23 protein-coding genes are annotated in these 26,698 nt (G+C 62.8%); 13 read left to right on the top strand and 10 right to left on the bottom strand.

Annotation, left to right across the window (positions count from 1 at the left end; all coding sequences use genetic code 11):
* Positions 1 to 66 precede the first annotated feature (66 nt).
* Genes ACFQ2F_RS12820 through ACFQ2F_RS12810 form a run of 3 tightly spaced genes read left to right on the top strand, consistent with a single transcriptional unit; the run spans position 67 to position 2,906 of the window.
* Positions 67 to 1,143 (top strand): ABC transporter ATP-binding protein, encoded by a 1,077-nt coding sequence (locus ACFQ2F_RS12820; RefSeq protein ID WP_379090467.1) that lies wholly within the window; start codon positions 67 to 69, stop codon positions 1,141 to 1,143.
* A 4-nt stretch (positions 1,144 to 1,147) separates the two neighbouring features.
* Positions 1,148 to 2,068: an ABC transporter permease gene (locus ACFQ2F_RS12815; RefSeq protein ID WP_379090464.1), complete on the top strand. Its 921-nt coding sequence runs from the start codon at positions 1,148 to 1,150 to the stop codon at positions 2,066 to 2,068.
* A gap of 13 nt (positions 2,069 to 2,081) precedes the next feature.
* Positions 2,082 to 2,906, top strand: coding sequence for an ABC transporter permease (locus ACFQ2F_RS12810; RefSeq protein WP_379090462.1), 825 nt, complete (start codon positions 2,082 to 2,084; stop codon positions 2,904 to 2,906).
* A gap of 54 nt (positions 2,907 to 2,960) precedes the next feature.
* On the opposite strand, the gene ACFQ2F_RS12805 is transcribed toward ACFQ2F_RS12810, so the two are convergent.
* Positions 2,961 to 4,049, bottom strand: a complete 1,089-nt coding sequence (locus ACFQ2F_RS12805) for an AraC family transcriptional regulator (protein ID WP_379090460.1) — start codon at positions 4,047 to 4,049, stop codon at positions 2,961 to 2,963.
* A gap of 475 nt (positions 4,050 to 4,524) precedes the next feature.
* Between ACFQ2F_RS12805 and ACFQ2F_RS12800 the strand changes: the two genes are divergently transcribed.
* From ACFQ2F_RS12800 to ACFQ2F_RS12790, 3 genes are all read left to right on the top strand, one after another.
* Positions 4,525 to 6,465: a primary-amine oxidase gene (locus ACFQ2F_RS12800; RefSeq protein ID WP_379090458.1), complete on the top strand. Its 1,941-nt coding sequence runs from the start codon at positions 4,525 to 4,527 to the stop codon at positions 6,463 to 6,465.
* 67 nt (positions 6,466 to 6,532) lie between these two features.
* Positions 6,533 to 7,231, top strand: coding sequence for a sulfite exporter TauE/SafE family protein (locus ACFQ2F_RS12795; RefSeq protein WP_379090456.1), 699 nt, complete (start codon positions 6,533 to 6,535; stop codon positions 7,229 to 7,231).
* 284 nt (positions 7,232 to 7,515) lie between these two features.
* A complete protein-coding gene (locus ACFQ2F_RS12790; protein ID WP_379090454.1) occupies positions 7,516 to 8,457 on the top strand; it encodes a DMT family transporter in 942 nt (313 codons plus the stop codon).
* On the opposite strand, the gene ACFQ2F_RS12785 is transcribed toward ACFQ2F_RS12790, so the two are convergent.
* The 4 genes from ACFQ2F_RS12785 to ACFQ2F_RS12770 all read right to left on the bottom strand — a co-directional run bounded on the left by ACFQ2F_RS12785 (position 8,454) and on the right by ACFQ2F_RS12770 (position 12,592).
* Positions 8,454 to 9,368, bottom strand: a complete 915-nt coding sequence (locus ACFQ2F_RS12785; protein ID WP_379090452.1) for an ABC transporter permease — start codon at positions 9,366 to 9,368, stop codon at positions 8,454 to 8,456. The two genes, ACFQ2F_RS12790 and ACFQ2F_RS12785, sit on opposite strands and share 4 nt — an antisense overlap.
* Positions 9,365 to 10,261 (bottom strand): ABC transporter permease subunit, encoded by an 897-nt coding sequence (locus ACFQ2F_RS12780; RefSeq protein ID WP_379090450.1) that lies wholly within the window; start codon positions 10,259 to 10,261, stop codon positions 9,365 to 9,367. Before ACFQ2F_RS12780 ends, ACFQ2F_RS12785 begins: the two co-directional genes overlap by 4 nt.
* 6 nt (positions 10,262 to 10,267) lie before the next feature.
* Complete coding sequence (locus tag ACFQ2F_RS12775) at positions 10,268 to 11,413, bottom strand: ABC transporter ATP-binding protein (RefSeq protein ID WP_379090448.1); 1,146 nt, start codon at positions 11,411 to 11,413, stop codon at positions 10,268 to 10,270.
* Positions 11,414 to 11,488: 75 nt separating this feature from the next.
* Complete coding sequence (locus tag ACFQ2F_RS12770; RefSeq protein WP_379090446.1) at positions 11,489 to 12,592, bottom strand: polyamine ABC transporter substrate-binding protein; 1,104 nt, start codon at positions 12,590 to 12,592, stop codon at positions 11,489 to 11,491.
* Positions 12,593 to 12,755: 163 nt separating this feature from the next.
* Between ACFQ2F_RS12770 and ACFQ2F_RS12765 the strand changes: the two genes are divergently transcribed.
* The 5 genes from ACFQ2F_RS12765 to ACFQ2F_RS12745 all read left to right on the top strand — a co-directional run bounded on the left by ACFQ2F_RS12765 (position 12,756) and on the right by ACFQ2F_RS12745 (position 19,155).
* Positions 12,756 to 13,442 (top strand): GntR family transcriptional regulator, encoded by a 687-nt coding sequence (locus tag ACFQ2F_RS12765; RefSeq protein WP_379090444.1) that lies wholly within the window; start codon positions 12,756 to 12,758, stop codon positions 13,440 to 13,442.
* A 133-nt stretch (positions 13,443 to 13,575) separates the two neighbouring features.
* Complete coding sequence (locus ACFQ2F_RS12760) at positions 13,576 to 14,952, top strand: glutamine synthetase family protein (protein WP_379090442.1); 1,377 nt, start codon at positions 13,576 to 13,578, stop codon at positions 14,950 to 14,952.
* On the top strand, positions 14,952 to 16,367 hold the full coding sequence (locus ACFQ2F_RS12755) for an aspartate aminotransferase family protein (protein ID WP_379090440.1): 1,416 nt from the start codon (positions 14,952 to 14,954) through the stop codon (positions 16,365 to 16,367). Before ACFQ2F_RS12760 ends, ACFQ2F_RS12755 begins: the two co-directional genes overlap by 1 nt.
* A gap of 23 nt (positions 16,368 to 16,390) precedes the next feature.
* Entirely contained in the window at positions 16,391 to 17,692 is a 1,302-nt protein-coding gene (locus ACFQ2F_RS12750) for an NAD(P)/FAD-dependent oxidoreductase (RefSeq protein ID WP_379090438.1), read from the top strand.
* A 32-nt stretch (positions 17,693 to 17,724) separates the two neighbouring features.
* Positions 17,725 to 19,155: an aldehyde dehydrogenase family protein gene (locus ACFQ2F_RS12745; protein WP_379090436.1), complete on the top strand. Its 1,431-nt coding sequence runs from the start codon at positions 17,725 to 17,727 to the stop codon at positions 19,153 to 19,155.
* A gap of 8 nt (positions 19,156 to 19,163) precedes the next feature.
* Here the strand turns inward: ACFQ2F_RS12745 and ACFQ2F_RS12740 are convergent, their stop codons facing one another.
* From ACFQ2F_RS12740 to ACFQ2F_RS12730, 3 genes are all read right to left on the bottom strand, one after another.
* Complete coding sequence (locus tag ACFQ2F_RS12740; RefSeq protein ID WP_379090434.1) at positions 19,164 to 19,874, bottom strand: type 1 glutamine amidotransferase; 711 nt, start codon at positions 19,872 to 19,874, stop codon at positions 19,164 to 19,166.
* A gap of 119 nt (positions 19,875 to 19,993) precedes the next feature.
* A complete protein-coding gene (locus ACFQ2F_RS12735; protein ID WP_379090432.1) occupies positions 19,994 to 21,301 on the bottom strand; it encodes an NAD(P)/FAD-dependent oxidoreductase in 1,308 nt (435 codons plus the stop codon).
* On the bottom strand, positions 21,301 to 22,647 hold the full coding sequence (locus ACFQ2F_RS12730) for a glutamine synthetase family protein (protein WP_379090430.1): 1,347 nt from the start codon (positions 22,645 to 22,647) through the stop codon (positions 21,301 to 21,303). The genes ACFQ2F_RS12735 and ACFQ2F_RS12730 overlap by 1 nt, the downstream gene beginning before the upstream one ends.
* A gap of 136 nt (positions 22,648 to 22,783) precedes the next feature.
* Between ACFQ2F_RS12730 and ACFQ2F_RS12725 the strand changes: the two genes are divergently transcribed.
* A complete protein-coding gene (locus ACFQ2F_RS12725) occupies positions 22,784 to 23,488 on the top strand; it encodes a GntR family transcriptional regulator (protein WP_379090428.1) in 705 nt (234 codons plus the stop codon).
* A 19-nt stretch (positions 23,489 to 23,507) separates the two neighbouring features.
* On the opposite strand, the gene ACFQ2F_RS12720 is transcribed toward ACFQ2F_RS12725, so the two are convergent.
* Entirely contained in the window at positions 23,508 to 24,314 is an 807-nt protein-coding gene (locus ACFQ2F_RS12720; protein WP_379090426.1) for a hypothetical protein, read from the bottom strand.
* A gap of 149 nt (positions 24,315 to 24,463) precedes the next feature.
* Positions 24,464 to 25,570 (bottom strand): agmatine deiminase, encoded by a 1,107-nt coding sequence (gene aguA / locus ACFQ2F_RS12715; RefSeq protein WP_379090424.1) that lies wholly within the window; start codon positions 25,568 to 25,570, stop codon positions 24,464 to 24,466.
* A 274-nt stretch (positions 25,571 to 25,844) separates the two neighbouring features.
* Between aguA and ACFQ2F_RS12710 the strand changes: the two genes are divergently transcribed.
* Positions 25,845 to 26,693 (top strand): LOG family protein, encoded by an 849-nt coding sequence (locus ACFQ2F_RS12710; protein ID WP_379090422.1) that lies wholly within the window; start codon positions 25,845 to 25,847, stop codon positions 26,691 to 26,693.
* Positions 26,694 to 26,698 lie beyond the last annotated feature (5 nt).

Below are 26,698 nucleotides of genomic sequence, written 5' to 3'. Positions count from 1 at the left end.
CGGACGTCCGGTATCGGCACCCCGCCTTCCTTCGCGCCCGCCCCTCCTTTTCGGCGGAAGCGGCTCATGTCCTATATCGAAATTCGCAAGCTCAGGAAGACCTACGGTGGCGGCAAGCCCGCCATCGACGGCATCGATCTCTCCATCGCTCGGGGTGAGTTTCTTACCCTTCTGGGCTCCTCCGGCTGCGGCAAGACCACGACCTTGCGCTGCATTGCCGGGCTGGAGCGCCCCGATAGCGGCGAGATTCTGCGCGACGGCGCCGACATCACCTACGACCAGCCGGCCGAGCGCGACATGCGCATGGTGTTTCAGGATTACGCCCTGTTCCCCAACCTCACCATCGCCGACAACGTCGCCTTCGCACTTCATCTCAAGCGTCATCGCCACAAATACAACGCCGCCGAGATCAAGCGGCGCGTAGGCGAGTATCTCGATCTCGTCCATCTCGCTGATCACGGCGCGAAGAAGCCCCATCAGCTTTCCGGCGGTCAAAAGCAACGCGCAGCGCTCGCCCGTGCCTTGATCACCGAGCCGGATATCGTGCTCTTCGACGAACCCTTGGGATCGTTGGATGCGAATTTGCGCAAGACCATGCAGGTCGAGATCAAGCGCATCCATCGCCACCTCGGCAAGACCTTCATCTACGTGACCCACGACCAGGAAGAGGCCATGGCCATGAGCGACCGCATCGTCGTCATGAATGGCGGCCGGGTCATGCAGGCCGCCTCGCCGGAGGAGATCTACTCGGCGCCCAACTGCCAGTTCGTCGCGCGCTTCATCGACCGGGCCAACGTGGTTCCCGGCACCGTGCTCAGTGCAGCCGACGGCAAGTCCGAGGTGCAACTCGCAAACGGCCAAACGCTGCGGTGCAGCAGCAATGGCATCGCGCCCGGTGCCGCAGTGGGCGTCATGATGCGCGCCGACCGCATCACCATCGGCGGGAAGCCCACAAACGGCGCCAACGCCCTGAAAGGCGTTCTGGGCGAGCGCCTCTTCCTCGGCGCGAAGCACGAGTTCGTCGTTGAGCTTGGTGGGGAGGCCGGCGAGATCAACGTGTTCCAGCAGGACGTGCCGGACGGCATTGGCGGCGAGATCGAGATGTTCATCTCCCCCGACGACGTCCGGCTGCTTCCGGAGTAGCCCGGTGACCGACCTGGCCTATAACGACAGCTACGTGCCGGAAGAGGGCGAATCCGGCCTCGCGAAAGCCAAGCGCATCGACCGTCGCCGCATGCTCTTCTGGGTGCTGCCGCCGACGCTCTGGTTCTTCGTCTTCATGATCATCCCCTACGGGATGCTCTTCTATTACAGCCTCGGCTCGGTCGACTACGTCACCTTCGTGCCGGGCTTCTCGGCGGACAATTTCATCAAGGTCTTCACTACCGAGCCCTATTTGAGCGTGCTGCTGCGCTCGGCCAAGTTCGGCCTGCTGACGGCGGTCTTCTCCTCCATCATCGGCTATCCGCTGGCCTTCTATCTGGCCTTTCATGCGCCGGACGGTCTGAAACGCTTCGTCTATCTGCTGGTCATTGTGCCGTGGTGGGCCTCCTACCTTGTGAAGGCCTATGCCTGGAAGACCATCCTGGGCACCGGCGGCATCCTCAACAAGCTGCTGATGGGGGCAGGTCTGATCGACGAGCCCCTGAAGATCTTTCTCTACAATCAGTTCAGCGTGACCCTGACCCTGGTCTACATCTTCACGCCCTTCGCGGTCCTGTCGATCTACGCGCAGCTGGAGCGCATCCCCACCTCCCTCATCGATGCGGCTCTGAATGCCGGCGCGACACGGTGGGAGGTCTTCCGCAAGGTGGTGTTTCCGTTGAGCGTGCCGGGCATACTTGCGGGGGCCGTGATCACCTTCTCCCTCGGCTTCGGCGACTTCGTCGCGCCCATCCTGGTGGGCGGCCCGAGCTCGCTGATGATCTCCAACATCGTCATCAATCTTCTGGGCGTGGCCTTCGACTGGCCCATGGCGGCGGCGATCGGGCTGGTCGTCATCACTCTCGGCCTCGCCCTCATCTCGGTCGCTCATTACCTGGAGCACCGGTTCCAGATCAGGCTGTGAGGGAATAGGAGCCATGCGCGCATTCGGAAATAAAGCCCTCGTCCTAGGCCTCGCGCTCGCGGTGCTGCTGTTCCTCTACGCACCGCTCATCACCATGGCGGTGTTCTCCTTCAACGACAGCAACTATACGGGCCTGCCGTTCAATGGCTTCACCCTGGAATGGTACGCCAAGGTGTTCGCCAACCAGCAGGTCATCGATTCCTTATGGGCGTCCGTCTTCGTCGCGGCCGGCGTGGTGGTCTTGAGCGTGACCCTAGGGCTGCCGGCGGCCATTGCGCTCGATCGCTACGACTTTCCGGGCAAGGCCTGGTTCCGCCGCGTCGTCATGCTGCCCATCGTGCTCCCCGGGGTGATCACCGGCGTGGCGCTGCTCAGCTTCTACGTCACCGTCGGCTTCCAGCTCTCGCTCTATACGATCATGCTGGGGCAGGGCACCGCGCTCATCTGCATCACTGCGACGGAAGTGTTCGCACGGCTGCAGCAGGTCGGGCGAAGCCAGAGCGAGGCGGCGATCAATCTTGGCGCCAGCGAGTTCGAGGTGTTCCGGAAGGTGACCCTGCCGAACGTCAAGACGGCGCTCTACGGCGCCATGCTCATCGCGTTCTCCATCTCCTTCGATGAGATCGCCGTGACCTATCTCCTGACCGGGCGCCAGAATACCCTTCCCATGACCTTGTGGTCCCTGCTGCGCCGCGAGGCCACACCGGAGGTCAACGCCATCGCCACCCTGGTCGTCGTGCTCTCGGTGGTGCTCATCGTGCTCGGGATTATCATCTCCCGGACCAAGAACGCCTTGGGTCAGGGCGCGGCCGCCGACACCGGCGAGGCCGCGCTCTAGGCGAAGCGGTGTGAGCAGGACGGAAACGCCTGCTACGCGACTCTCCTGAAAGCTTTAGTGTTGGGTGAAGGGCCAGTTGTCGAGGAGCTGGAACAGCTGCTCCGACTCGTCCGACTTCGCATGCAGGTCCGCCCGGGCGACCTCCCGGAACCGCGCCGGCGTCTCGTCGGCGAGCTTCCTGAAGCTGCGCGCGAATGCGCTGGTCTCGCTATAGCCGAGATGAGCCGAGATTTCAGGGATCGGCAGGTTCGTCAGCGCCAGCATGCATTTGGCGATCTCCACCCGGACCGTATTGCGCAACCCCACATAGTTCACGCCGAGATCCGCGAGGCGCCGCTGGAAGTTCCGCTGGCTCATGCCGAAATCGGCCGCCGCGATATGAATGTCCGTGCTGTCCGACTGGCAGAGCGCCGAGGTGATCCAGGCCTTCACGCTGGTGGCGAAATCCGCATGCAGCGCCTTTCGGTGCAACGTGTCCTCCAGCTCCGCGATCAGACGGCGGTTGAGCACCGGATCGCGATGGGGGCTCGGCGTGTCCAGACAGCTCGCCGGCAACAGGATCGCGTTGTCCCGGCGCTGGAAACGCATCGGGCAGGCGAAAGTCTCGGCATAGAGCGAGGCGTCGTCGCCGGGGGCATGAGCCAGGTCCACGTAGCTCGGCTTCCACCCCTTTCCCAGCACCGCTTCGACCATCGAGCAGAGCGTCGCTTCCGTGAAGTTCGCATCCTGAGCCTTGTGCTTCACGGTGTTGTCGACGATCGAATAGGAGAACCGCGCGATATCGCCATTCACAACAAGCGCGCAGGCTGTGTTGCTCTGAAGCGTCGGGAAATAGCGGATGAATTGGGTGATGCCGTCGCCCAGGCTCGGGGCGGTGAGGAAGACCTTGCTGACCGCGCCCAGCGTGCCGAAATCGAAGCTCTTGCCGAGCCGCGCGCCGAGCACCGGATCGTGCTTGAACTCCGACATCATCTCCAGGATCGAGGTGAAGGAGACGAGCGGCAGAAAATGCGACTGGCCGTAGAGCGAGCTGTTGCCCAGCCCGGCCCGGGCCGAGACTTCCGCAGGGTCGATGCCCCGCGTATCGATCGTCGAAAGGATGCCATCGAGGATGGCACTCGAGATCACGCCTGACGTTTCCATGGCCGAACGTCCCGAAGCATCGTGCCAATATCTCCAAGGGAAATCGCAAGTCTCGTGCCAGAGGGCGATGGGATGAGGACAGGCGGCTCGTGCAAGGTCCGCAAGCCGTTAGAAACCGAGACATTGCGAGCGCGCCTTCATTACGGCCGAGGCCGCTTCGAGCGCTCACCTGACAGTGGCGGACAGCGCATCCTCTCCAAGGATTGAGCAGACCTTGGCGCGAAATCAGGCAGCGGAAGCGGCGAGTCCGCTGCAGGAAATGCGAGCTGTCCGTTGCGTCGCGGGCGCGCCTCCCGTTTGGCATGCAATGTCAATTACAGCGCCCGCACCCTTTCAGATACTTGGCCAAAGATCAGCGGCAGATGGGCCTCGCCGGGACGCGAAGGGCGTGTCCCCCGCGGGGCATCGCTAATGGCGGCTTAGTCCGCGCCGCCTTCCTAAGGCCGCTACTTGCAAGTCGAGAGGGGACAAGCCGATGCTGGAGACATGCTGCAATTCAGATGTGAAGCCGAGCGAGCCGGGGAAGGTGGTGCATCCGCTGCAGCCTCTGACCACGGCGGAGATCGCCAAGGCCGCCGAGATCGTGCAGAAAGCTGCGCCCTACGGCGACGACACCCGCTTCGAGACCATCGAACTGATGGAGCCCGAAAAGAGCGTCGTGCGGGATTTCAAGCCGGGCATGCCCTTCGAGCGCAAGGCGCGGGTCAATGTCTTCAGCGCCGCGAAGGTCGATGTGACGAAGATGATCGTCTCCCTCGACAACGAGGAGGTCCTCTTCTCCGAGCCGCAGCCCGGACGCCGTCCCATGATCCAACTCGAGCAGTTCCTCGCTATCGAGGACATCGTCCGCTCCGATCCCCGCTTCATCGAAGGCTGCAAGAAGCGCGGCATCGACGACATGTCGAAGGTCTGCGTCGACCCGTGGTCGGCCGGCAATTTCGACATCGAAGGCGAGGAGGACCGCCATCTCTGCCACGTCTTCTCCTGGGTGCGGCTGCGCGAGAACGAGAACTTCTACGCCCATCCCATCGAAGGGCTGAATGCGGTCGTCGATCTCATCTCTAGCGAGGTGATCCGTGTCGACGATTACGGCGTCACGCCAATCCCCATGACGGAGGCGAACTACGAGCCGCAGTTTCTTGACGAGCTGAAGCCCAAGCCGAAGCCCATCAACGTGGAGCAGCCCGAAGGGGTGAACTTCAAGTTCGAGGACGGCAAGCTCGTCTGGCGGGACTGGTCGTTGGTGATCGGCTTCAATGCCCGCGAGGCGGTGACCTTGCACGACATCCAGTTCGACGGCCGCCCCGTCATCCATCGCGCCTCGCTGGTGGAGATGACGGTGCCTTACGGCTCGCCGGATAACGGCCATTTCCGCAAGCATGTCTTCGATGTCGGCGAATACGGCATCGGCAAACTCGCCAACTCCCTGGAGCTCGGCTGCGACTGCCTCGGCGTGATCAAATATCTCGACGTCCACATGAACACCATGGACGGCGAGCCCTGGTCGATCCCGAAAGCCATCTGCATCCACGAGGAGGATGCCGGCATTGCCTGGAAGCACACCGATTTCCGCACCGAGCGGGTCGAGGTGCGCCGCGCCGCGAAGCTGGTGATCTCTTCGATCTGCACCGTCGGCAACTACGACTATGGCCTTTACTGGTATCTCCACACCGACGGCCGGGTGGAGTTCGAGGTCAAGGCCACCGGCGTCATCAACACGGTCGCCTGCGTGCCGGGCGAGCCGCCGAAATACGGCCGCGAGGTCATGCCCGGCGTGGTCGGCCAGATCCATCAGCATATCTTTTGCGCCCGGCTCGATATGGCGATCGACGGCGACGAGAACAGCTTCGTCGAGTGCAACACCTACGCCGAGCCGCAAGGACCGCAGAACCCGTGGGGCAATGCCTTCTATGAGGAAGAGACCGTCCTGAAGACGGAGAACGAGGCGGGGCGGCGCATCAACACGCCGACCCAGCGCTACTGGAAGGTCATCAATCCGAACAAGAAGAACTTCACCGGCACGCCGACGGCCTACAAGCTGGAGCCGTCCAGCTGCGTGACACCTTTCGTCTATCCCGACTCCCATTCGGGCAAGCGGGCGAACTTCGTCCAGAACCACGTCTGGTGCACCGCCTTCGATTCCGAAGAGCGCTATCCGGCGGGCGAGTTCATGAACCATTCCGACGGAACCAACGACCTCGGCGAGTTCAGCGCCAAGGGCCGGTCCATCGAGAACACCGACATCGTGCTGTGGCACGTCTTCGGCCTGCATCACTCGGTGCGGATCGAGGATTTCCCGGTGCAGCCCTGCATCTCCGCGGGCTTCATGCTGATGCCGACAGGCTTCTTCGACGGCAACCCGCTGATCAATCTGCCGCCGGACGTGAACGAGGGCAGCTGCAACGCCAAGGTTTAAGGGCAGGGACTGAGCGGAGGGAGGCGGGTCTTCCGAGATCCGTCTCCTGAAGCCACGAAGAGAACCGATGGATAGCATCGCTATTCTGACCGGACTTCTGATCGGCTTTGCCGGCAGCGCTCATTGCGCGGCTATCTGCGGCTGCATCTCCACCTCCCTGCTCATGGCCACGGCGCCGGCAGGTGAGGGCGTCGCCGCGCGGCTTTCCGCCATGACCCTGATCCAGACCGGCCGTGCCCTGAGTTACGTCATCGCCGGGGCTGCCGTGGGCGCGATCGGCGGCGCCTTCGCCCAGCTTGCCGCCCTGGCCGGCGCCCAGGCGTGGCTCCAGGTCGTCGCGGCCATCATGCTGGCCTGGGTCGGGCTCTCGATCATCGGCCTGCTGCCCCGGCGCTTTCAGTTCGACACTTACCTGGCCGGTGCGGCCGCCAGGCTCGCCGGAGCCTCGCGCCTCTTCTATGACGCATCGCCCCTCGTGGCGGGCATGGTCTGGGGCTTCGTCCCCTGCGGCATGGTCTATAACGCGCTGCTCATGGCCATGGCCGGCGGTTCGGCGCAGGCGGGCGCCCAGTTCATGGCTGGCTTCGCCGTCGGCACCATGCCTTCCATCCTCGCCACCACCTTCGGCGCCAGCAGCCTCGCCCGCGCAGGCGGTCTTCTGCAGCACAGGCAATGGCTCCGCATGGCCGTCGGCGGTGGCGTGGTCGCGTTCGCTGCATTCAGCGTCTTCCAGAGCGCCGGAACGGCTTTCTGCGCCGTGAACTGATCGCGGTGCGGGCCGGTCGAGATCGGCGACAATTCCCGAAAAAGCGCGCATTGCCGCGCGCCGAATGCCCCGTCAGATGCTAGATTGCCGGGCATCAGTTTATCGGCCGCGGACCAGCATAGGAGTTCGGCGGCCGGATCACCCTAAGATGGAGTTGAGGCGCGGTCCTTCATCGGCAGAAGCCGAAGCGACCTCCCTTCGGATGTTGAAATGATCAGGACCGATTTCGGCGGCCTTGCGCCGAACCTGCGCGAGCAGCTCAGACCAAAAAAGCACTTCAGATCATGACAACGCGTGCGCTTGAATTGCCGCCGGCGCCCAGCATCGGCGTGGCCACCTTTGCCATGATCGCCTCGGCCGCCTGCTGGGGCCTGGCGACCGTCATGAGCAAGGGCGCGCTGGCGATCCTGCCGCCCTTCTCTCTGCTTACCGTTCAGCTCTGCGCCAGCATCGCGGTGATCTGGGCAATTGTCCTGGGGCTCCAGGGCGTGCCGAAGATCGGCCGCCCCATGCGCATCGCCGCGCTCAACGGGCTGCTCGAGCCGGGCCTCTCCTACGTGGTCGGCATGCAGGGCCTGGCGCTCACCACGGCCGCGAACGCATCCCTCATTGGCGCCACCGAGCCCGTCCTCTCTCTGGCGCTCCTCTTCCTGGTGTTTCGAGAACGGAGCCGCCGCCGCGATATCGTGGCTATCGTCCTGGCGGTGATCGGCGCAGGGCTTGTGACCGCGACCGGCTTCGGGGAAGGGGGTGTCCACACCGCCGGCGATCTGCTGATCGTCTGCTCGACGCTGTTCGCCGCGCTCTATGTGGTGCTCTCCAGCCGGTTGGCCAATCACGCGCCGCCGCTGCTCCTGGCGGGCCTCCAGCAGAGCGTCGGTCTGGTGATCATCCTCACAGTAACCGTGGTCGCGCTTGGGGCCGGATGGGAAAGCCTGCCGGATTGGCCCACGGCCGGCGAATGGCTGTTCGTGGTCTTCTCGGGTTTGGCGCAGCACACGCTGCCCTTCTGGCTCTACCTCTATGCGGTGAGAACCATTCCGGTGCAGAAGGCCGCCCTCTATCTGACGCTCATCCCGGTGTTCGGCGTCAGTGGCGCGGTGGCGTTTTTGGGGGAGCCGATCAGCACGATGCAGATGGCCGGCAGCGCTCTGATCGTCGTCGCCCTGCTGGCGGCGAGCTTCGACCGGAAGATGATCATGAAACGCGATCGGCCACCGCTCTAGGCCCGCGCCTCGCTCGCTTTCTTCTCGGCTTCCTCTTCTTCCTCGTCCCGAACCACGCCTTCGGTCGCGCTGGCGAGCGCAGGTTCTGTGACGGGGGCGAGATTGGCTTCCAGCGCTTCCCGCTCGCGCCGGGCGATGGTGTGCCGCGACACCAGCGAGGCGGCAAGCACGCCGACCGTTACGAGGCCGATCATGATGGTGGAGAGCGCGTTGATCTCCGGATTCACGCCCAGCCGGATCGAGGAGAAGATCTTGATCGGCAGCGTGGTGGAGGAGGGACCGGTCACGAAGGAAGCGATCACCAGATCGTCGAGCGACAGGGTGAAGGAGAGCAGCCAGCCCGAGATCACCGCCGGTGCGATGATCGGCAGGGTCACGGATTTGAAGGCATCGAACGGCGTGCAGCCCAGATCGAGCGCCGCCTCTTCGAGGGACTCGTCGAAGCTCGTCAGGCGCGAGGAAACGACGATGGCCACGTAGCACATGGCGAAGGTCGTATGGGCCAGCACGATGGTGAAGACACCGCGGTCCAGGCCGATTGCGATGAAGAGCAGAAGCAGCGACAGACCGATGATCACGTCAGGCATGACGAGCGGCGCATAGACCATGCCCGAAAACATCGTACGTCCGGGGAAACGCCGCATCCGCACCAGCGTATAGGCCGCCATGGTGCCGAGGATGACCGCCAGGGTGGAGGAGAAGACCGCGACCTTCAGGGTCACCCATGCCGCGTCTAGAAACTGCTCGTCATGCAGCAGCCGGACATACCACTTGGTCGAGAAACCGGCCCAGACGGTCACCAGCTTCGAGGCGTTGAAGCTGTAGATGACCAGGATGACCATGGGCAGGTAGAGGAACGTAAAGCCCAGTGTCAGGGATGTGATGTTGAACCAGCTAAGGGGCCTGTTCATATCCCGGCCTCCTCTTGCTTCTGCTGCACTCGTTGGAACAGCACGATGGGCACCACCAGGAGCAGCAGCAGCACGATGGCCACCGCCGACGCCACCGGCCAGTCGCGATTATTAAAGAACTCATCCCACAGCACCTTGCCGATCATCATGGTGCGCGAGCCGCCGAGCAGCGAGGGAATGACGAATTCGCCATTCACCGGAATGAAGACCAGGAAACAGCCAGCGATGATGCCGTAGCGAGCGAGCGGTACGGTCACCAGCCAGAATGCGGAAAAGCTCGTGCAGCCCAGATCCTCCGCCGCTTCCAGCAAGGACATGTCCATCTTCTCCAGGGTGGAGTAGATCGGCAGGATCATGAACGGCAGATAGGTGTAGACGATGCCGATATAGACCGCCGTGGGCGTGTTCAGGATCTGGAATGGGGAGTCGATAAGCCCCGTCCACATCAGGAAATTGTTGAGTACGCCGTTGGTCGAGAGGATCCCCATCCACGAATAGACGCGGATCAGGAAGGACGTCCAAAACGGCAGGATCACCAGCATCATGAGCGTTGGCCGCCAGGCCGAAGGCGCGCGCGCCATGGCGTAGGCGATGGGAAAGCCGACCAGCAGCGTGAGGAGGGTCGAGATCGTCGCGATGGTGATGGAGGAGACAAACGACTTCCAGTAGAGGCTATCGGTCCACAGGAAGTAGTAGTTCTCCAGATCGAGCTCGGAGAAGAAATCCTTCAGCCCCTGCCATCCCGCCGAGAGATCGAGCGTCGGCGTGTAGGGCGGAATGGCGATCGCCGTGTCCGATAGCGAGATCTTCAGGATGATCAGGAACGGGACGAGGAAAAGGCCGACCAGCCAGGCGTAGGGAATGATGACGATGAGCAGACGGCGGAGGTTCATGATCTGCTACTTCACCAAGACGAGGCCGGCGGTTTTGCTCCAGCTGAGCCAGACCGTGTCTTCCCAGGTGATCTCGCGGTGCTCGATCCGCCGCACATTGGTCATCTGAGCGGATACCATCTGGCCGCAATCAAGACGCACGTGATAGGTCGAGGTGCTGCCCAGATAGGCGATGTCGACCACCGTGCCCTTGACCTTGTTCGGCCTCGGATCGTCCTTGTTCAAGGAGACGCCGATCTTCTCCGGTCGGATCGCGTACGAGACCTTCTGTCCGTCGCTGAAGCCCTCCGTATCGACCGTCGCCTGGATGGGCGGCGACGTTTCCGAGTACTGGATGGCGATCTCTTCGGGGCCCGTAATCTTCACGGTCCCATCGATGATGTTGACCTCGCCGATGAAGTCGGCGACGTAGACCGACTTTGGCGCTTCATAGATCTCGCCGGGCGTTGCGACCTGCAGGACATCGCCCTTGTTCATGACGGCCACCCTGGACGCGACGGTCATCGCCTCTTCCTGATCGTGGGTCACGATCACGAAGGTGGTGCCCGTCTTCTCCTGGATATCCATCAGTTCGAACTGGGTTTCCTGGCGCAGCTTCTTGTCGAGCGCTGCGAGCGGCTCGTCGAGCAGCAGCAGCTTCGGCGCCTTGGCGAGAGAACGGGCGAGCGCCACGCGCTGACGCTGGCCGCCGGAGAGCTGATGCGGCTTGCGCCGGGCGAAGGTGTCGAGCTGGGTCAGCCGCAGCATCTCCTGAACCCGGTCGCCGATGGCGTCCTTTTCCATCTTCGTGCGGCGCAGGCCGAAGGCGATGTTGTCCCAGACGCTGAGATGCGGAAACAGCGCATAGCTCTGGAACATCATGTTCACCGCCCGCTTGTTGGGCGGCACATCGTTGATGCGCTGGCCGTCCAACACGATGAACCCCTCGGTCGGCGTTTCGAAGCCTGCCAGCATCCGCAGCAACGTCGTCTTGCCGCAGCCCGATGCTCCGAGAAGCGCGAAGAACTCCCGCTCGTAGATCGTCAGGTTGAGATTGTTGACGGCGGTAAAGTCGCCGAACCGTTTCGTAACATTCTCAAAGCGGATTAGAGGATTTGCGTCAGGATCTTTCCAAGGCGCGAAGCCTTCAGTCGCAGCATTCTGAGCCATCACCGTCTTCTTTTTTGCAGCCCCACCCCAAATACGAATTGCGCGGGACGAAGGGTCCCGCGCAATTGATGTCTTGCTCTATGTTCCGGACTTCACCCGGGTCCACATCCGCGTCACCACGCGCTGGACCTTCGGGTCGTATGCGGAGACGGTGAAGAGGCTGTCCATCGTCTCCTCGTCGGGATAGATGGCCGGGTCGCCGATCACGTCCTCTTCGAGCAGTTCCTGCGAGGCTTTGTTGCCGTTCGCGTAATAGACGTAGTTGGAGGCGTCGGCCATGTTCTGGGCGTCCATCATGAAGTTGATGAACTTGTGCGCGGCATCCGGATTGGGCGCATCCTTCGGGATGGCCATCTGGTCGAACCACATCAGCGCACCTTCCTTCGGAATGCTGTAGCCGATTTCCACACCGTTATCGGCTTCCGCAGCCCGGTCGCGAGCCTGGAAGACATCGCCCGACCAGCCGAACGCAACGCAGATATTCCCGTTCGCGAGGGCATTGATGTACTCGGAGCTGTGGAACTTGCGGATGTAGGGGCGGACCGCTGCGATCACCGGTTCGGCCTTGGCGATGACCTCGGGATCCTTCGAATTGGGATCCTCGCCGATGTATTTCAGCGCCGCCGGAATGACCTCCGTCGGGGCATCGAGGAACATCACGCCGCATTTGGAGAGCTTCTCCATATTCTCCGGCTTGAAGATCAGGTCGAGGCTGTTGACCGGCGCATCCTCGCCAAGGGCCTCCTTCACCTTCTCGACGTTATAGCCGATGCCGGTGGTGCCCCACATGTAGTTGACGGAATACTTGTTGCCCGGGTCGTAGGGTTCGAGCCGCTCCATCACCACATCCCAGCGATTGTCGGCGTTCGGCAGCTTGGAAAAGTCCAGCGGTTGGAACACCCCCGCCTCAATCTGGCGCTCCAGGAAGGTGGCGGACGGGACAACGACGTCGTAACCCGAGGAGCCTGCGAGCAGCTTGGTTTCAAGCACTTCGTTGCTGTCGAAGACGTCATAGACCAGCTTGATGCCGGTCTCGTCCTCGAACTTCTTCAACAGGGACTCGTCGATGTAGTCCGACCAGTTGTAGACGTGGACTTCTTCGGCAGAAGCGGGCGAGCTGTTGGCGGGAACCATGGCGGCGAATGCCAACAGGCAGGTGCAGATGACCCAGATGTACCTCATGTCGTGCTCTACTCCGTGACTTGGATTTCGAGTTACGCTAAATTATTTGATCAAATTTGGTTTGGCGTGGCAAGACGAAACGGCTGTCGTGCCGCTTCGACGCTGACGGCCGAGGCTAAACCCAGGAAATCAGAGCGGTTATTTCGCAAAATGGCAAGGGCAGTTGGAGGTCGGTAACCTGAAACAGCCGGCACATCTTCGGGTCTACAAGCTCATTCGGGACATGATCCTCTACGGCGAGCTGGCTCCCGGGCAAGCGGTGACCATCCAGGGCCTCACCAATGTTCTGGGTGCCGGGATGACCCCCGTGCGCGAGGCGATCCGCCGTCTCACCAGCGAAGGCGCGCTCGAATTCATGGGCAATCGCCGGGTCTGCGTACCGGTCATGACGGAAGCGAAGCTTGAGGAATTCGCCTTCGCGCGCTTGGCTATCGAGCCGAAGCTGGCGCGTTGGGGGGCCGAGAAGATCGGCGTTAGCAAGGTCTATGAGCTCGACATGATCGACCAGGCCCTGAACTCGGCGATCGAGCACGGCAATGTGCGCGAGTACCTGATCCAGAACTATCGCTTCCACATGGCCATCTATCAGGCATCGGGAAAGCGCGAGCTAATCAACATCGTGGAGCGGCTCTGGCTGAAGACCGGCCCCTCCTTGCGCGTGATGTTCGGTCGCTTCGGCACCTTCAATCTGATCGACATGCACGAGCAGGCGCTGGCCGCGCTGAGGGACAACCGGCCCGACAAGGTCGAGGACGCCATGCGGGAGGATATCCTCCAGGGGATCGACACCATCCGCAGCGGGTTGTTCGAGGGGGATGCGCAAAAGGAGGATTTGATCAAAATTTCTTGACGGGAATTTTTTGATCAGATTTATGCATGGCAACAATCCACAATTGGCGAAGCGGTGCCGGCCGAGCAATATCCCGGCGTTCGGACATGTGTCCGCGCCCTTATCTTTCATGCCTTTATGATGTGTGTGCAGCGTGACCCGCTTTACAAAGCCAGACTGGTTCGACCTACTTCCTGAGACCTTCCATCAATTCCGCGGCGACGAGCGGGTGGAGGAGGTTCAGTGCATCATCCCCGACATGGTGGGGATGTCCCGCGGCAAGGCCATGCCGTCGGAGAAGTTCTCGCCAAACACCATCTACTATCTGCCTGACTCCCTCTTCTATCAGACGATCACCGGCGACTATGTCGAGATCGATCAGATCGAGAACCAGTGGATGGAGAGGGATATCGCGCTGATTCCCGACATGAGCACGGCCTGCGCGGCGGCCTGGGCGGATGATGTGACCCTTCAGGTCATCTGCGATCTGCAGACCCGTGGTGGCGAACCGATCGAGGTCGCCCCCCGCAACGTTCTGAAGCGGGTCGTGGGCCTCTATGAGAAGCGCGGCTGGCGCCCGGTTGTGGCGCCCGAGCTGGAATTCTATCTCACCAAGCCCAATGTCGACCCCAACGAGCCCATCGAACCGCCCATCGGGCGAACCGGACGTGCGGCCTCCGGACGTCAGTCCTTCTCCATGGTCGCCGTCGACGAGTACGGCCCGGTCATCGACACGATCTACGACTTCGCCGAAGCGCAAGGCCTGAACATCGACACGATGATCCAGGAAGGTGGGGCGGGGCAGATCGAGCTGAATCTGCTGCACGGCGATCCGCTCCGGCTGGCCGACGAGGTCTTCTATTTCAAGCGTGCCATCCGCGAGGCCGCCCTGAAGCACAACACCTTCGCCACCTTCATGGCGAAGCCCATGCGCGACGAGCCGGGCTCGGCCATGCACATCCATCAGAGCGTGGTGGACATCAAGACCGGTGCGAACATCTTTTCCGACAAGAAGGGGGAGGTGTCGCCGGAGTTCCTGCACTTCATCGGCGGCTCCCAGAAGCACCTCGTGGAGGTGATGCCGCTGCTCGCGCCCTACGCCAACAGCTATCGCCGCCTGAACGGCCGCATGAGCGCGCCGGACAACGTCGAGTGGTCGAAGGACAATCGCACCACGGGCTTGCGGATTCCGATCTGCGATGCGGAATCCCGCCGCGTCGAGAACAGGATCATCGGCATCGACACGAACCCCTATCTCGCCATCGCCGCCAGCCTGGCGGCCGGTTATCTGGGAATGGTGAACGAGACCGCGCCGACCCCCGAGGCCACCCGTGAGGTCTGGGGTGAAGGCAGCGTGCTGCCCGACGGGCTGGCGGCGGCCCTAGTGGGTTTCGAGGCGGCAAAGGACATCCGGGCCGTTCTCGGCGAGCCGTTCTGCACCGTCTTCGAAGCCATCAAGAACGCCGAGCTCATCGAGTTCCGGCAGGAGATTTCTCCGTGGGAGCGCGAGCATCTGATGCTCAACGTGTAATGAGGGACGGGGCCAAGACCGTGAACACAACCTTGAACTATTCGACCGAGCAGCTGCAGCGCATGGATGCGGCCCATCACCTGCATCCTTTCACCCATGGTAGCGAGCTCGGCGCCAAGGGCGTCCGCATCATCACCGAGGCCGACGGCGTGTTCCTGCGCGACAGCCTGGGTAACGAGATCCTGGACGGGATGGCGGGGCTCTGGTGCGTCGCGATCGGCTACGGGCGCGATGAGCTTGCCGACGTCGCCGCTGCGCAGATGAAGCAGCTTCCCTACTACAACACCTTCTTCCAGACATCCCACGTGCCGGCCATCCGTCTGGCCACGCGTCTCGCCGAGCTGGCGCCGGGTGATCTGAACCATGTCTTCTTCTCAACCTCGGGGTCGGAGGCGAACGACACCAATCTCCGTCTGGTGCGCCATTACTGGGCCGCCAAGGGCAAGCCTGAGAAGCAGACCATCATCGCACGCTGGAACGGCTATCACGGCTCGACCGTGGGCGCGGCCTCCTTCGGCGGCATGAAGCTCATGCACGAGCAGGGCGGTCTTCCCATTCCCGGCATCGTGCATATCAATCAGCCCGACTGGTGGTCCGAAGGCGGCGAAATGAGCCCGGAAGAGTTCGGGTTGGCCCGGGCCCGCGAGCTGGAAGAGAAGATTCTGGAGCTTGGCGAGGACAAGGTCGCGGCCTTCATCGCCGAGCCGATCCAAGGGGCCGGCGGCGTCATCATCCCGCCGGACAGCTACTGGCCCGAGATGAACCGCATCCTGAAGAAGTACGACATCCTCATGATCGCCGACGAGGTGATCTGCGGCTTCGGGCGCACCGGCGAGTGGTTCGGCTTCCAGCACTATGGCATCGACCCGGACATCGTCACCATCGCCAAGGCCTTGTCCTCAGGCTACATGCCCATCGGCGGCTCGCTCGTGAGTGACGAGGTCGCCGCGGTGATCAACGACAGCGGCGAGTTCAATCACGGCTTCACCTATTCCGCCCACCCCGTGGCAGCGGCCGTCGCACTTGAGAATCTGCGCATCCTCTCAGAGGAAGGCATCGTCGACCGGGTCAAGGAGACGACCGGCCCCTACATCAAGGAGAAGTGGGAGGCGCTGGCCGGGCACCCCCTGGTGGGCGAGGCCAAGATCAAGGGGCTGATCGCGTCCATCGCCCTGACGCCGGACAAGGAATCCCGCGCAAAATTCGCCGCCGAAGAAGGCACGGTCGGGCTCCTGTGCCGAGATATGTGCATGGCGAACCAACTGGTGATGCGCGCCGTCGGCGACCGCATGATCATCGCGCCGCCGCTTGTCATCTCGGAGGACGAGATCGACTTGCTGATGGAACGGGTCTGGAAGTCTCTCGATCAAACCTACGACCGCATCCAAAGCGAAGGTCTGCTGCAGGCCGCCTAACAAGCGCTTGCGCAACGCGACCCATGGACATTCTGACCATCAACGACCGTCCGGGAGAGTATCCGGACTCCTACTACGCCGCGACCGCGACGCCGCCCGGCCCGTACCGCCAAGCCGAAGGCGAGATCTCGGCGGATGTCTGTGTGGTCGGCGGCGGCTTCACCGGCCTCTCCAGCGCGCTGCATCTCGCCGAGCAGGGCCTCGATGTCGTTCTGCTGGAAGCGAGCCGTGTCGGGTTCGGTGCCTCGGGCCGGAACGGCGGCCAGCTCAGTGGCGGCCAGCGGGTCGAGCAGCCTGAGCTCGAGAAGGAGTTCGGTTTGGAGAAGGCCAAGATCCTATGGGAGATCGGCCAGGACTCCGTAGCCCTTGCGAAGGGGCTGATCGAGCGCGGCAAGATCGATTGCGGCCTCAAGCCTGGCATCATCCATGCCGACCACCGGGCGCGCTTCACGGATGACACCAAGGCATATGTCGAGCATATGCGCACCATCTACGGTGACGATGAGATCAGCTTCCTCGACAGCCACGCGATCCGCGAAGAAGTCGGCTCGCCGGATTATCACTCCGGTTCCTTGAACATGGGTGCCGTCCATCTCCATCCGCTCCGCTACGCATTCGGCCTGGCGAAGATGGCCGAAGCCGCCGGCGTGCGGATCTTCGAGACGAGCCGCATGACGGGCTTCGATCACGGCGAGACGGTCAAGGTGCGCACGGACGAGGCCGTGGTGAGCGCCAAGCATCTGGTGCTCGGCCTGAACGGCTATCACAACAATATCGAACCGAGCGCCGCGGCGAAGGTGATGCCGATCAACAACTACATCGTGGTCACCGAGCCGCTGGGCGACAACTTCGCCAAGTCCCTCATCAAGAATGACTACGCCGTCGCGGACAGCCGCTTCGTGGTCAATTACTTCCGCCTCACCGAAGACCAGCGCATGCTGTTTGGCGGCGGGGAGACCTACAACTATCGCTTCCCCGAAGATATTGCCGCCACGGTGCGCAAGCCCATGCTGGAGATCTTCCCGCAGCTCGCAGAGACGCGCATCGACTACGCCTGGGGCGGGACGCTGGCCATCACCCGGTCTCGCCTGCCGTATTTCTATCGTGTCGACCGCAACATCCTGTCGGTCTCGGGCTTCTCAGGCCACGGGGTGGGGATGGCGACCATGGCGGGAAAAATTGCCGCCGATGCCATTGCCAATCAGGCCGGCCGCTTCGACATCATGAGTGACATCCCAAACGCGTCCTTCCCCGGAGGACCGGCCATGCGCCTGCCGCTCCTGGCGGTCGCCATGACTTGGTACTCCCTGCGCGACAAACTCTAGGAGGCGCTCCTCTCCGGGAGCGCTATAGCTTTATGACCGATCTCAAGACCGACAAGTTCTATATCGACGGCGCCTGGGTCTCGCCTAAGGGCGGCACGACGGAAGACGTCATCAACCCGGCGAACGAGGAAGTCATCGCGACCATCGCCATGGGGACGGCGGAGGATGTCGACGATGCGGTCGCCGCCGCCAATCGCGCCTTCGCAACCTTTTCCGAGACGAGCCGGGAGGAGCGCATCGCGCTTCTGAAGAAGATCCTGGAAATCTACGAGCGGCGCTACGACGAGATGTCGGCCGTCATCTGCTCAGAGCTCGGCGCGCCCATCGACCTTTGCGACAAGGCCCAGACCGCTGTCGGTGTCGGCCATCTCAAGGCGACCATCGACGCGCTGGAGGCTTTCGAGTTCGAGCACATCAACACCGAGGGCGATCTCATCCGCCGCGAGCCCATCGGCGTCTGCGGCATGATCACGCCGTGGAACTGGCCGATCAATCAGATCGCCCTGAAGGTCTTCCCCGCTATGGCGGTGGGCTGCACCGTGGTCCTGAAGCCGTCGGAGGTGACGCCCCTCAACGCGCTGCTCTTCGCCGAGATTCTCGACGAGGCCGGGGTCCCTCCCGGGGTCTTCAACCTGGTGAACGGCGACGGCCCCACCGTGGGCTCCGCGCTTTCCAAGCATCCGGACATCCAGATGATGTCCTTCACGGGCTCCACGCGCGCCGGCCGCCTGATCACCAAGGATGCGGCAGAGACCGTCAAGCGCGTGACCCTGGAGCTGGGCGGCAAGTCGCCCAACGTCATCCTCGACGATGCCGACCTGGAGAAATCTATCAAGCAGGGGCTCGCGCAATGCTTCATGAACTCCGGTCAGAGCTGCAACGCCCCGACCCGTATGCTCGTCCATGAAAGCCAGTACGCCGATGCCATGGCCAAGGCGGGCGAGATGGCGGAGACCTTCGAAGTCGGCCAACCCACGGAGCGGGGACCCCATATCGGCCCCCTCGTCTCAAAGGTTCAGTTCGATAAGGTCCAGGGACTGATCGAGACGGCCATGGGCGAGGGCGCCAAGCTGCTTGCCGGCGGACCGGGTCTGCCAGGCGGATTCAATCGCGGTTACTTCGTGCGTCCCACCGTGTTCGGCGACGTCACCAACGACATGACCATCGCCCAGGAAGAGGTGTTCGGTCCCGTCCTGGTGATGATCTCATACGGTGACGACGAGGAGGCGATCCAAATCGCCAATGACACGCCCTACGGCCTCTGCGCCTTCGTCCAGTCAGCCGATCCGGAGCGCGCAAAGAAAGTCATGCGCCGTCTGCGTGCCGGCATGGTGCGCATCAACGGCACCGATATCGGCTTCGGCTCGCCCTTCGGCGGCTACAAGATGTCGGGCAACGGCCGCGAAGGCGGCGTGTTCGGCCTCGAAGACTACTGCGAGATCAAAGCCGTCTCGATGCCGTAAGCCGCTACTCAGCCTTCTTCGTTCGCCGGCACTTTGAGCCGGTCGACGGATGCGCGGAAGAAATCGGCGATCTGTTCGGAGAACGCTTCCCGGTCGAGCGGGAGGTCGAAGCTCGCCGCGGCATTCTCCGCGATGTCGTAGGGCAGGGTCGACCCCCGCGCCTCGAGCAGCGCCCGTGAGAATGTCGGCGTGAACTCCGGATGGGGCTGGATGGTCAGGGCCTTGTCGCCGTAGCGCAGCACCGCATAGCGGCAGAACTCCGAATAGCCTTCGACCTCTGCTTCCGGCGGCAGCTCGACGACCTGGTCCTGATGCCAGGCGATCAGCCGGGCCTCCTCGCCACCTTTGAGATGATATTCCGTCGCGCCGACGGACCACCCGCCGTCGAACTTCACGACCTTGCCGCCCAGCGCCTGCGCCACGATCTGATGGCCGAAGCAGATGCCGACCACGGGAATGGAGTCCGCGTAAGCCGCGCGGATGAATTCCTCCAGCGGCGGGATCCAGGGATGGTCCTCATAGGCGCCATGTTTGGAGCCGGTGATCAGCCAGCCATCCGCCTCGTTCGGGCTGTCGGGAAACACGCCGTCGACCACCGGATAGGTTTCGAATTCGAGCCCCTTGTCCGCCAGGAAGGCACGGAAGAGATCGTCGTAGTCGCCCTGGGATCCCCGAATTTCGTCGGGCGTGTGTCCGGTCTCCAGAATGCCGATCTTCATAAGCGTAATCCAATAAGTCAGAGTATTTCGGAATGGGTTGGCGGCGAAGGGCTCCAGCCTATCTGGGGAAAGCGAGGCGTCTCGACAATCCCCCCTGATGCCGCGGCTGGAAGTCCCCGTCAGATTCCGAGCTTGTCCCGGAGCGCATACCACCAGGAGCCCACGGTCGAATAGGGAACCCGGAAGAGCCGCCCGCCGGGGAAGGGCACCCACGGCATTTTGGCGAAGACGTCAAACCGCGAGCGGTCCCCGTCGATCGCCTCGCCAAGGATGCGCCCGAAGAGATGGGAGCCGACCACGCCGTGGCCGCTATAACCTTGCGCGAAATATGTGTTGTCGCCGAGCCGGCCGAGCTGAGGCACCCGGGTGAAGGACAGGGCGAAGTTGCCGCTCCAGGCAAAATCGATCGGAACATCCTTCAACTGCGGAAAGACCTTGAGCATGTTGCTCATCAGCTTCGCTTTGATGTCGCTCGGGTCGGAGCCGCCATAGACCGTGCCGCCACCGAACAAGAGCCGCTTGTCCGCCGATAGGCGGTAGTAGTCCAGAACATAGCGGACGTCCTCGACGCAGGCGTCCGAGGGGATCAGCGAGTGGGCAAGCGCATCCCCCAGCGGCTTTGTTGCCATGATCTGGGTGGAGACCGGCATGACACGCCAGGAGAGCGTCGGCACAACGGAGCCGAGATAGGCATTCCCGCACAGCACCAGTGTATCGCAGGTCACCTTGCCGTCGGGCGTGATGACGACAGGCTTCGGGCCGCTGTCGTCGATGCGGACCGCCGGGGTGTGCTCGTGGATGACGCCGCCGAGGCTCTCAAGGGCTGCCGCCTCGCCCAGCGCGAGGTTGAGGGGATGCATGTGGCCGCCGGACCGGTCGACCACGCCACCCACATAGAGGTCGGAGCGCACATACTCCTGCATCTGCTCCCGGGACAGCAGCTCCTGATGGTGCAGCCCGTAGCTCTCCCAGACCGCGACCCGCTCTTCGAGCTCCTGCATATGCCGCGAATTCAGCGCAGCGAAGACGTTGTCGTCCTTCAGGTCGCAGGCGATCTCGTAACGCTTCACCCGGTCTCGGATGATCTCGCCGCCTTCCTGCACGACGCTGGCGACGAATTTCGCCGTGTCCTCGCCATAGCGTTTCCGGAAGGATTGCAGGCCGGCGTTCAGCCCGTTGACGATCTGACCGCCATTGCGGCCCGAGGCGCCCCAGCCGACTTTTGCGCCTTCCAGGAGACGCACCTGGTAGCCCTTCTCGGCGAGCGTGATAGCGGCAGACAGCCCCGAATAGCCCGCGCCGACCACGCACACTTGCGCGTGCACCTCTTCCTTCAGAGGAGGCCGCTCAGGGGCGGGATTCGCTGAATATGCGTAATAGCTATCCACATATTCGCCGTCGCCGGCATATGTCGTCTGCTTCGCCACTACACGACTTCCAGATAGGTCTGATGTTCGAACTCGGTCACCGTTCGCCGGAAGCGGTGCAGCTCCTGGCGTTTGCAGTCGACGAACATGCGCTGCAGGGTCGGCGAGAAGATATCGATGACATGGGAACCTGCGTTGAACGCCTCGATCGCGGCCCCCCACTCCTGGGCCAGGGGTGGGAGATCGGCGTCGTAGGCGTTGCCGTCGACGGGCGGCGGCGGGGTTAGCTTGCGCTCGATGCCGAGAAGCGCGCCGCCCAGAATGCTTGCGAGCACGAGATAGGGATTGGCGTCCGCACCGGCCACGCGATGTTCGAACCGGCGCGCTTGGGCCGAGCCGCCGGGAATGCGCACCGCCGCGGTCCGGTTCTCGTAGCCCCAGCCGACCGAGGCCGGTGAATGGGTGCCGGGCTGGAAGCGACGGTAGGAGTTTTCGTGGGGCGCGAAGGCGAGCATGCATTCCTGCATGGTCGTCAGCAGTCCGCCCACCGCATGGCGCAGAGTCTCGGAGCCTTCCGCGCTGCCGTCGTCGAACACGTTGGCTCCGTCCGTATCCAGCATGGAGACGTGATAGTGCAGCCCGCTCCCGGAATCGTCGCCATAGGGCTTGGCCATGAAGGTGGCGCCGAAACCGTGCTTGCGCGCGATGGCGCGGACCATGTGCTTGAACAGGATCGCATCGTCCGCCGCTTTGAGGGGATCGGCGATATGCTTCATGCTGACTTCGAACTGCCCGAAGCCGTATTCGGAGATCGTCGTGTCGAGACCGATATCCTGGTTCCCGCAATAGTCGTAGACGTCGTTCAGGAAGCCCTCGAAATGCTGCATCTCGCTGATGGAGATCGCATTGTGGGCATCGAGCCGGTCGCCTGAGACGGGCGAGATCGGCGGCATCGGGCGCGCCCCCGACGGATCGAACAGATAGAACTCGAACTCGCCGGCGACGACAGGGCTGAGACCGGCGGCCTCGTACCGTTCGCAGATCGCCGCCAGCGCCCGGCGCGGATCGCCCAGGAAGGGCGTGCCGTCCTCGTGCGACATCCAGAGAAGCGCCATGGCGCCCGGGCGGCTCATCCAGTCGGCGGCGACCAGCGGCCGGCCCGTATAGGAGCAGACCCCGTCCGCATCGCCCGTCTCGTAGACGAACTGACTGCCCTCGATATCGGCGCCCCAGATATCGACATTCAAGGTGGAGAACGGCATGCGAATGCCACCGGAGAGCAGCTTTGAGCTCTGCTCGGCCGCCATCCATTTGCCCCGCAGCGTTCCGTTCAGATCGCAGAGACAGGCAAAGATCGAGGCGATTTCCGGCCGTTCCGCCAGCCAGGCTTTAGGGTCCGATCCCATATCCTATTGATTTCTTTTTCTTTGTTTTGATAGCTATTCTACATTTGTGATACCATTTTGCCGTGACGTCAACATGGCCGGGCGGATAATTGCGCCGGGGTTCCGTCACCGAAGGATCGCATTGGAGATTTTGTTGATGGCCGACTACCGGGCCGCTTTGGCAGATGTGCAGGTCGACTCGACCCTGACCACCCAGGAACGGAGCTATCTCAAGCTGCGCCACTGCATCATGGTCGGCGCCATTCCGCCGGGCACTCAGTTGACCATGCGCGGTCTTGCGGACGCGCTCGGCATGAGCCCGACCCCGATCCGCGAAACCATCCGGCGGCTCAGCTCCGAGCACGCCATCGAGATTCTCGGCAACCGCCGCATGAAGATCCCGGAGATGACCCTTGAGCGCTTCGAGGATCTCATTGCGCTCCGCGAGATCCTGGAGGCCCATGCTGCCACCCGCGCGCTGCCCTACGTCTCCGATATCGATATCGCGCGGCTCCGGACACTCGACCAGCGCATGGACGAGAAGGTCGATCAGGACGCCGTGGACGATCTCATCGTGCTGAACCAGCAGTTCCACAAGGGACTCTACGAGCTGAACCCGTATCACTCGGCCATGAACTGCATCGAAAGCGTGTGGCTTCAGATGGGGCCGAGCCAGCGTGTGGCGGGCGACAAGATCCGCGACCACTATCTGGTCGATCATCACAAGGTGATCCTGCGGGCGCTCGAAAAGCGCGACGAGACCCTGCTGGTCGATGCGCTGCTGAGGGACATCCGCGCAGGCGCCGCCCTCATCGAGAGCAATCTGCGCGGCGAAGACGCTCTCCTCAGCTCTGTCGCGTAAGACGCGCCTCCCGGAAGCCTCACCCTCCCGTCGGGAAGAGGAACTGCACCTGGAGGCGAAGCTGCCAGTCGGCCGCGCCTTCCGGCGCGATGACGTTGTCGTAGGCGCTGAGGGACATGTTCATGGGCTGGTGGCCGATATTGAACACGCGGCCCACACCGCCGCCGAGCGGCAGCGTCCATTGATCGTCGGACGGCGCGTTCCAGTCCGCGGTGATGATCGGCGCCGAGGTGAGGTACCAGCCGTCCTTGAGGTTGTAGTTCACGAAATACTGGAACAGGAACTGGTTGACTTCCGGCTCGCTCGAATCGCCGGCGAACGACCAGATGTTGTTCACCAGACCGCCGACCACCCATTTGCCCGGGGTCCAGACCACCGCGGCTGTCGGCCCGGCGCCCCACTTGTCCACGCCCAGGCTCGCATCCGTGTTGGTCGGCAGCAGGAAGGTCGGGCCGCCGCCGACCATGAGCTTTGGAGTGACCTCGGTGACGAAGAAGAAGCTCGGGTTGAAATTGCCCAGGCCGAAATCGCTCTCGTCACCTTGATAGACCGGCGGCTGATACACCACCGGTAGGATCCAGCGGGTGACGAGATTCCAGTCGTCGTTCAGCTTGAATGGGATGACAGGCTGGATATTGAGGACGTTCTGCTCGTCCCCGAACGGCCCGACATTGAAGTTGGTGTTGTTCTGGAAGGGGACCGAAATCAGATTGGCGATCGGGTTCTGCGCCTGCTGGGCAAGATTGTTGTCCTGGGCCTGTGCTCCCGAAGCCCCCATTAAGCAGAGCGCGAGAGCCCCCGCCAGCGCACCACGCCACGTGACCATGCCGCTTCTCCCCCTCGATCCGGATGCGTCCGGTCTAAACCGGAAGCGCGGGAATCAAATTGCCCGTCCTCTCCGGCAGTGGAGAAACTTTACCATTGGTTGCAGGGGGTCGGCGCGCCAATGAGGTCGATTTAGCGACAATACACAGCTTATGAACCGTTCGAGCCCCGCGGCTGTTGCTGTGTGATGCAGTGGATATTGCCGCCGCCCAGTAGAATTTCGCGGCCCGGGACCTGCAGTACCTTCCGCCCCGGGAACAGCGCTTCGAGCTGCGCTTTCGCCTTCTCGTCCGCCGGATCGCCGAAGCCCGGCATCACGATGGCCGAGTTGGCGATGTAGAAATTGATGTAGGACGCCGCCAGCCGGTTGCCGGTTTGGCGGGTAATGCTGCCTTCCACGCTTTCAATCCCTGAGCTTTCTTCCTCTGTAATGAACAGAGGGCTCGGCTGGTGGAGCTTATGGATCTCCAGCTTACGGCCCTTCGCGTCCGTCGCCTCGGACAAGCGCTCGAACGCGGCCGCAGAGATCTCGTATTGCGGATCGTCCTTGTCGTCGGTCCATGCCAGCGCGACCACGCCCGGCCGGATGAAGCAGCAGAGATTGTCGACATGGCCGTCGGTCTCGTCCTTATAGACGCCCTTGCCAAGCCAGATGATCTTCTCGATGCCGAGATAGTCCTTGAGCACGTGCTCGATCTGACCCCGGTCCATCTTCGGATTGCGATTGGGGTTCAGCAGACACTCTTCTGTGGTGAGCAGGGTGCCTTCGCCGTCCACATGGATCGAGCCGCCCTCCAAAATCATGGGCGCCGCATACCGGTCGACCTGCTCGATCTCGGCCACCTTCTGGGGCACCAGCTCGTCCTGATCCCAGGGGAAATAGGCGCCTTCGTCGACACCGCCCCAGGCATTGAACTTCCAATCCACCGCGCGGACCTCGCCGTCGGCATTTGTCACGAAGCTCGGGCCGCAATCGCGCATCCAGATATCGTTGTTGGCGATCTCGACGACGCGAATCTCCGGCGGCAGCACCGCGCGCGCATTGAGGAACTGCCGCGGCGAGACGCCCACGGTCACCGGCTCGCTGGTGGCGATGGCCTTCACCACCTCCACGAAGGTTTGCCGGACGGGTAGGGCGCCCAGGCGCCAGACGTCCGGCCGTTCCGGCCAGAGCATCCACGTTCCCGCATGGGGCTCCCACTCGCCTGGCATGCGAAAGCCGTCCGCGGCGGGCGTCGACTGCAGGGTTCTGGTCATCCTGTGCGCTCCTTGGGCTGGCCCTGCCGGAGCCGGATCAAGCTCCGCCGATTGCGGGAGCGATCGAAAGGCATACGGCTATGGGGTGCAGGCTATTGGGGTGGGATAGATCGTTTCGAACTCACCGAGAGTTGGATCAAGAAAATCGAGGCGCGGAGAATAGGCCGTTCCGGCGATGGCGGTCTACTGCGTCATGCGGCCCTCGCTGTTGCAGGCCGGAAGCGGACCTGTCATTGCCTCTGCTTACGAGGCCGAGGCCTGCGAGGCTCGTGCGATGAACCGACCGGAGGACATCTTGGACGACGAAGAGGCAAGCGAAGAAAAAGGCAGAACCCACCGTCTCGCCTTCGAGGATCTCGACTTCCTCCGCAGCGATGAGATGCGGCCCCTGCGGTTGGCGCTGGAGTTCAGCAAGGCCGATCTCGCCCTGCAGAAACAGGGGATCGCCTCGACGGTCGTCGTCTTCGGAAGCCATCGCGTTCTTTCGCCGGAGCAGGCGGAAGAAGCGCTTAAGGCTGCCCAGGACGAGGCAAGCCGGAAGCGGGCAGAGCACAAGAAGCGAATGTCGGTCTGGTACGAAGAGGCGCGCCACTTCGCATTGATCGTCTCAGAACGCGGTGGGGCGCTGGCGATCGAGGGCGACCGCCACAACGTCATCGCCACCGGTGCGGGCCCCGGCATCATGGAAGCCGCAAACCGGGGCGCGGCGGAGGCAGGAGCGCCGACCATCGGCTTCAACATTGCGCTGCCCGAGCCCCAGGAGCCGAACCGCTTCATCACCCCGGAGCTGACCTTCCGCTTCCGCTATTTCGGCATCCGCAAGATGCATTTCGCCATGCGCGCCAATGCGCTCGCGGTCTTCCCCGGCGGCTTCGGGACCCTCGACGAATTGTTCGAGATTCTGACCCTGCGCCAGTCCCACAAATACCCGCCCATGATGCCCGTGATCCTGTTCTGCCGGGACTACTGGCGTTCAATCGTCAATTTCGAGGCGCTGGCCGAGTTCGACATGATCGGAAGCGAGGACGCGAAGCTGTTCGAGTTCGTGGACAGCGCCGAGGAAGCCTGGGAGGTGATGCTCGCCCACGGCGTGTTGGATCGGGCACCGCTGCCCGAGGTCTGATCGCG

It is taken from the genome of Methyloligella solikamskensis (assembly GCF_042676065.1).
Lineage (GTDB): Bacteria > Pseudomonadota > Alphaproteobacteria > Rhizobiales > Methyloligellaceae > Methyloligella > Methyloligella solikamskensis.
The sequence above is the reverse complement of the archived record's forward strand: the minus strand, read 5'-3'. Positions and strand labels throughout refer to the sequence as shown.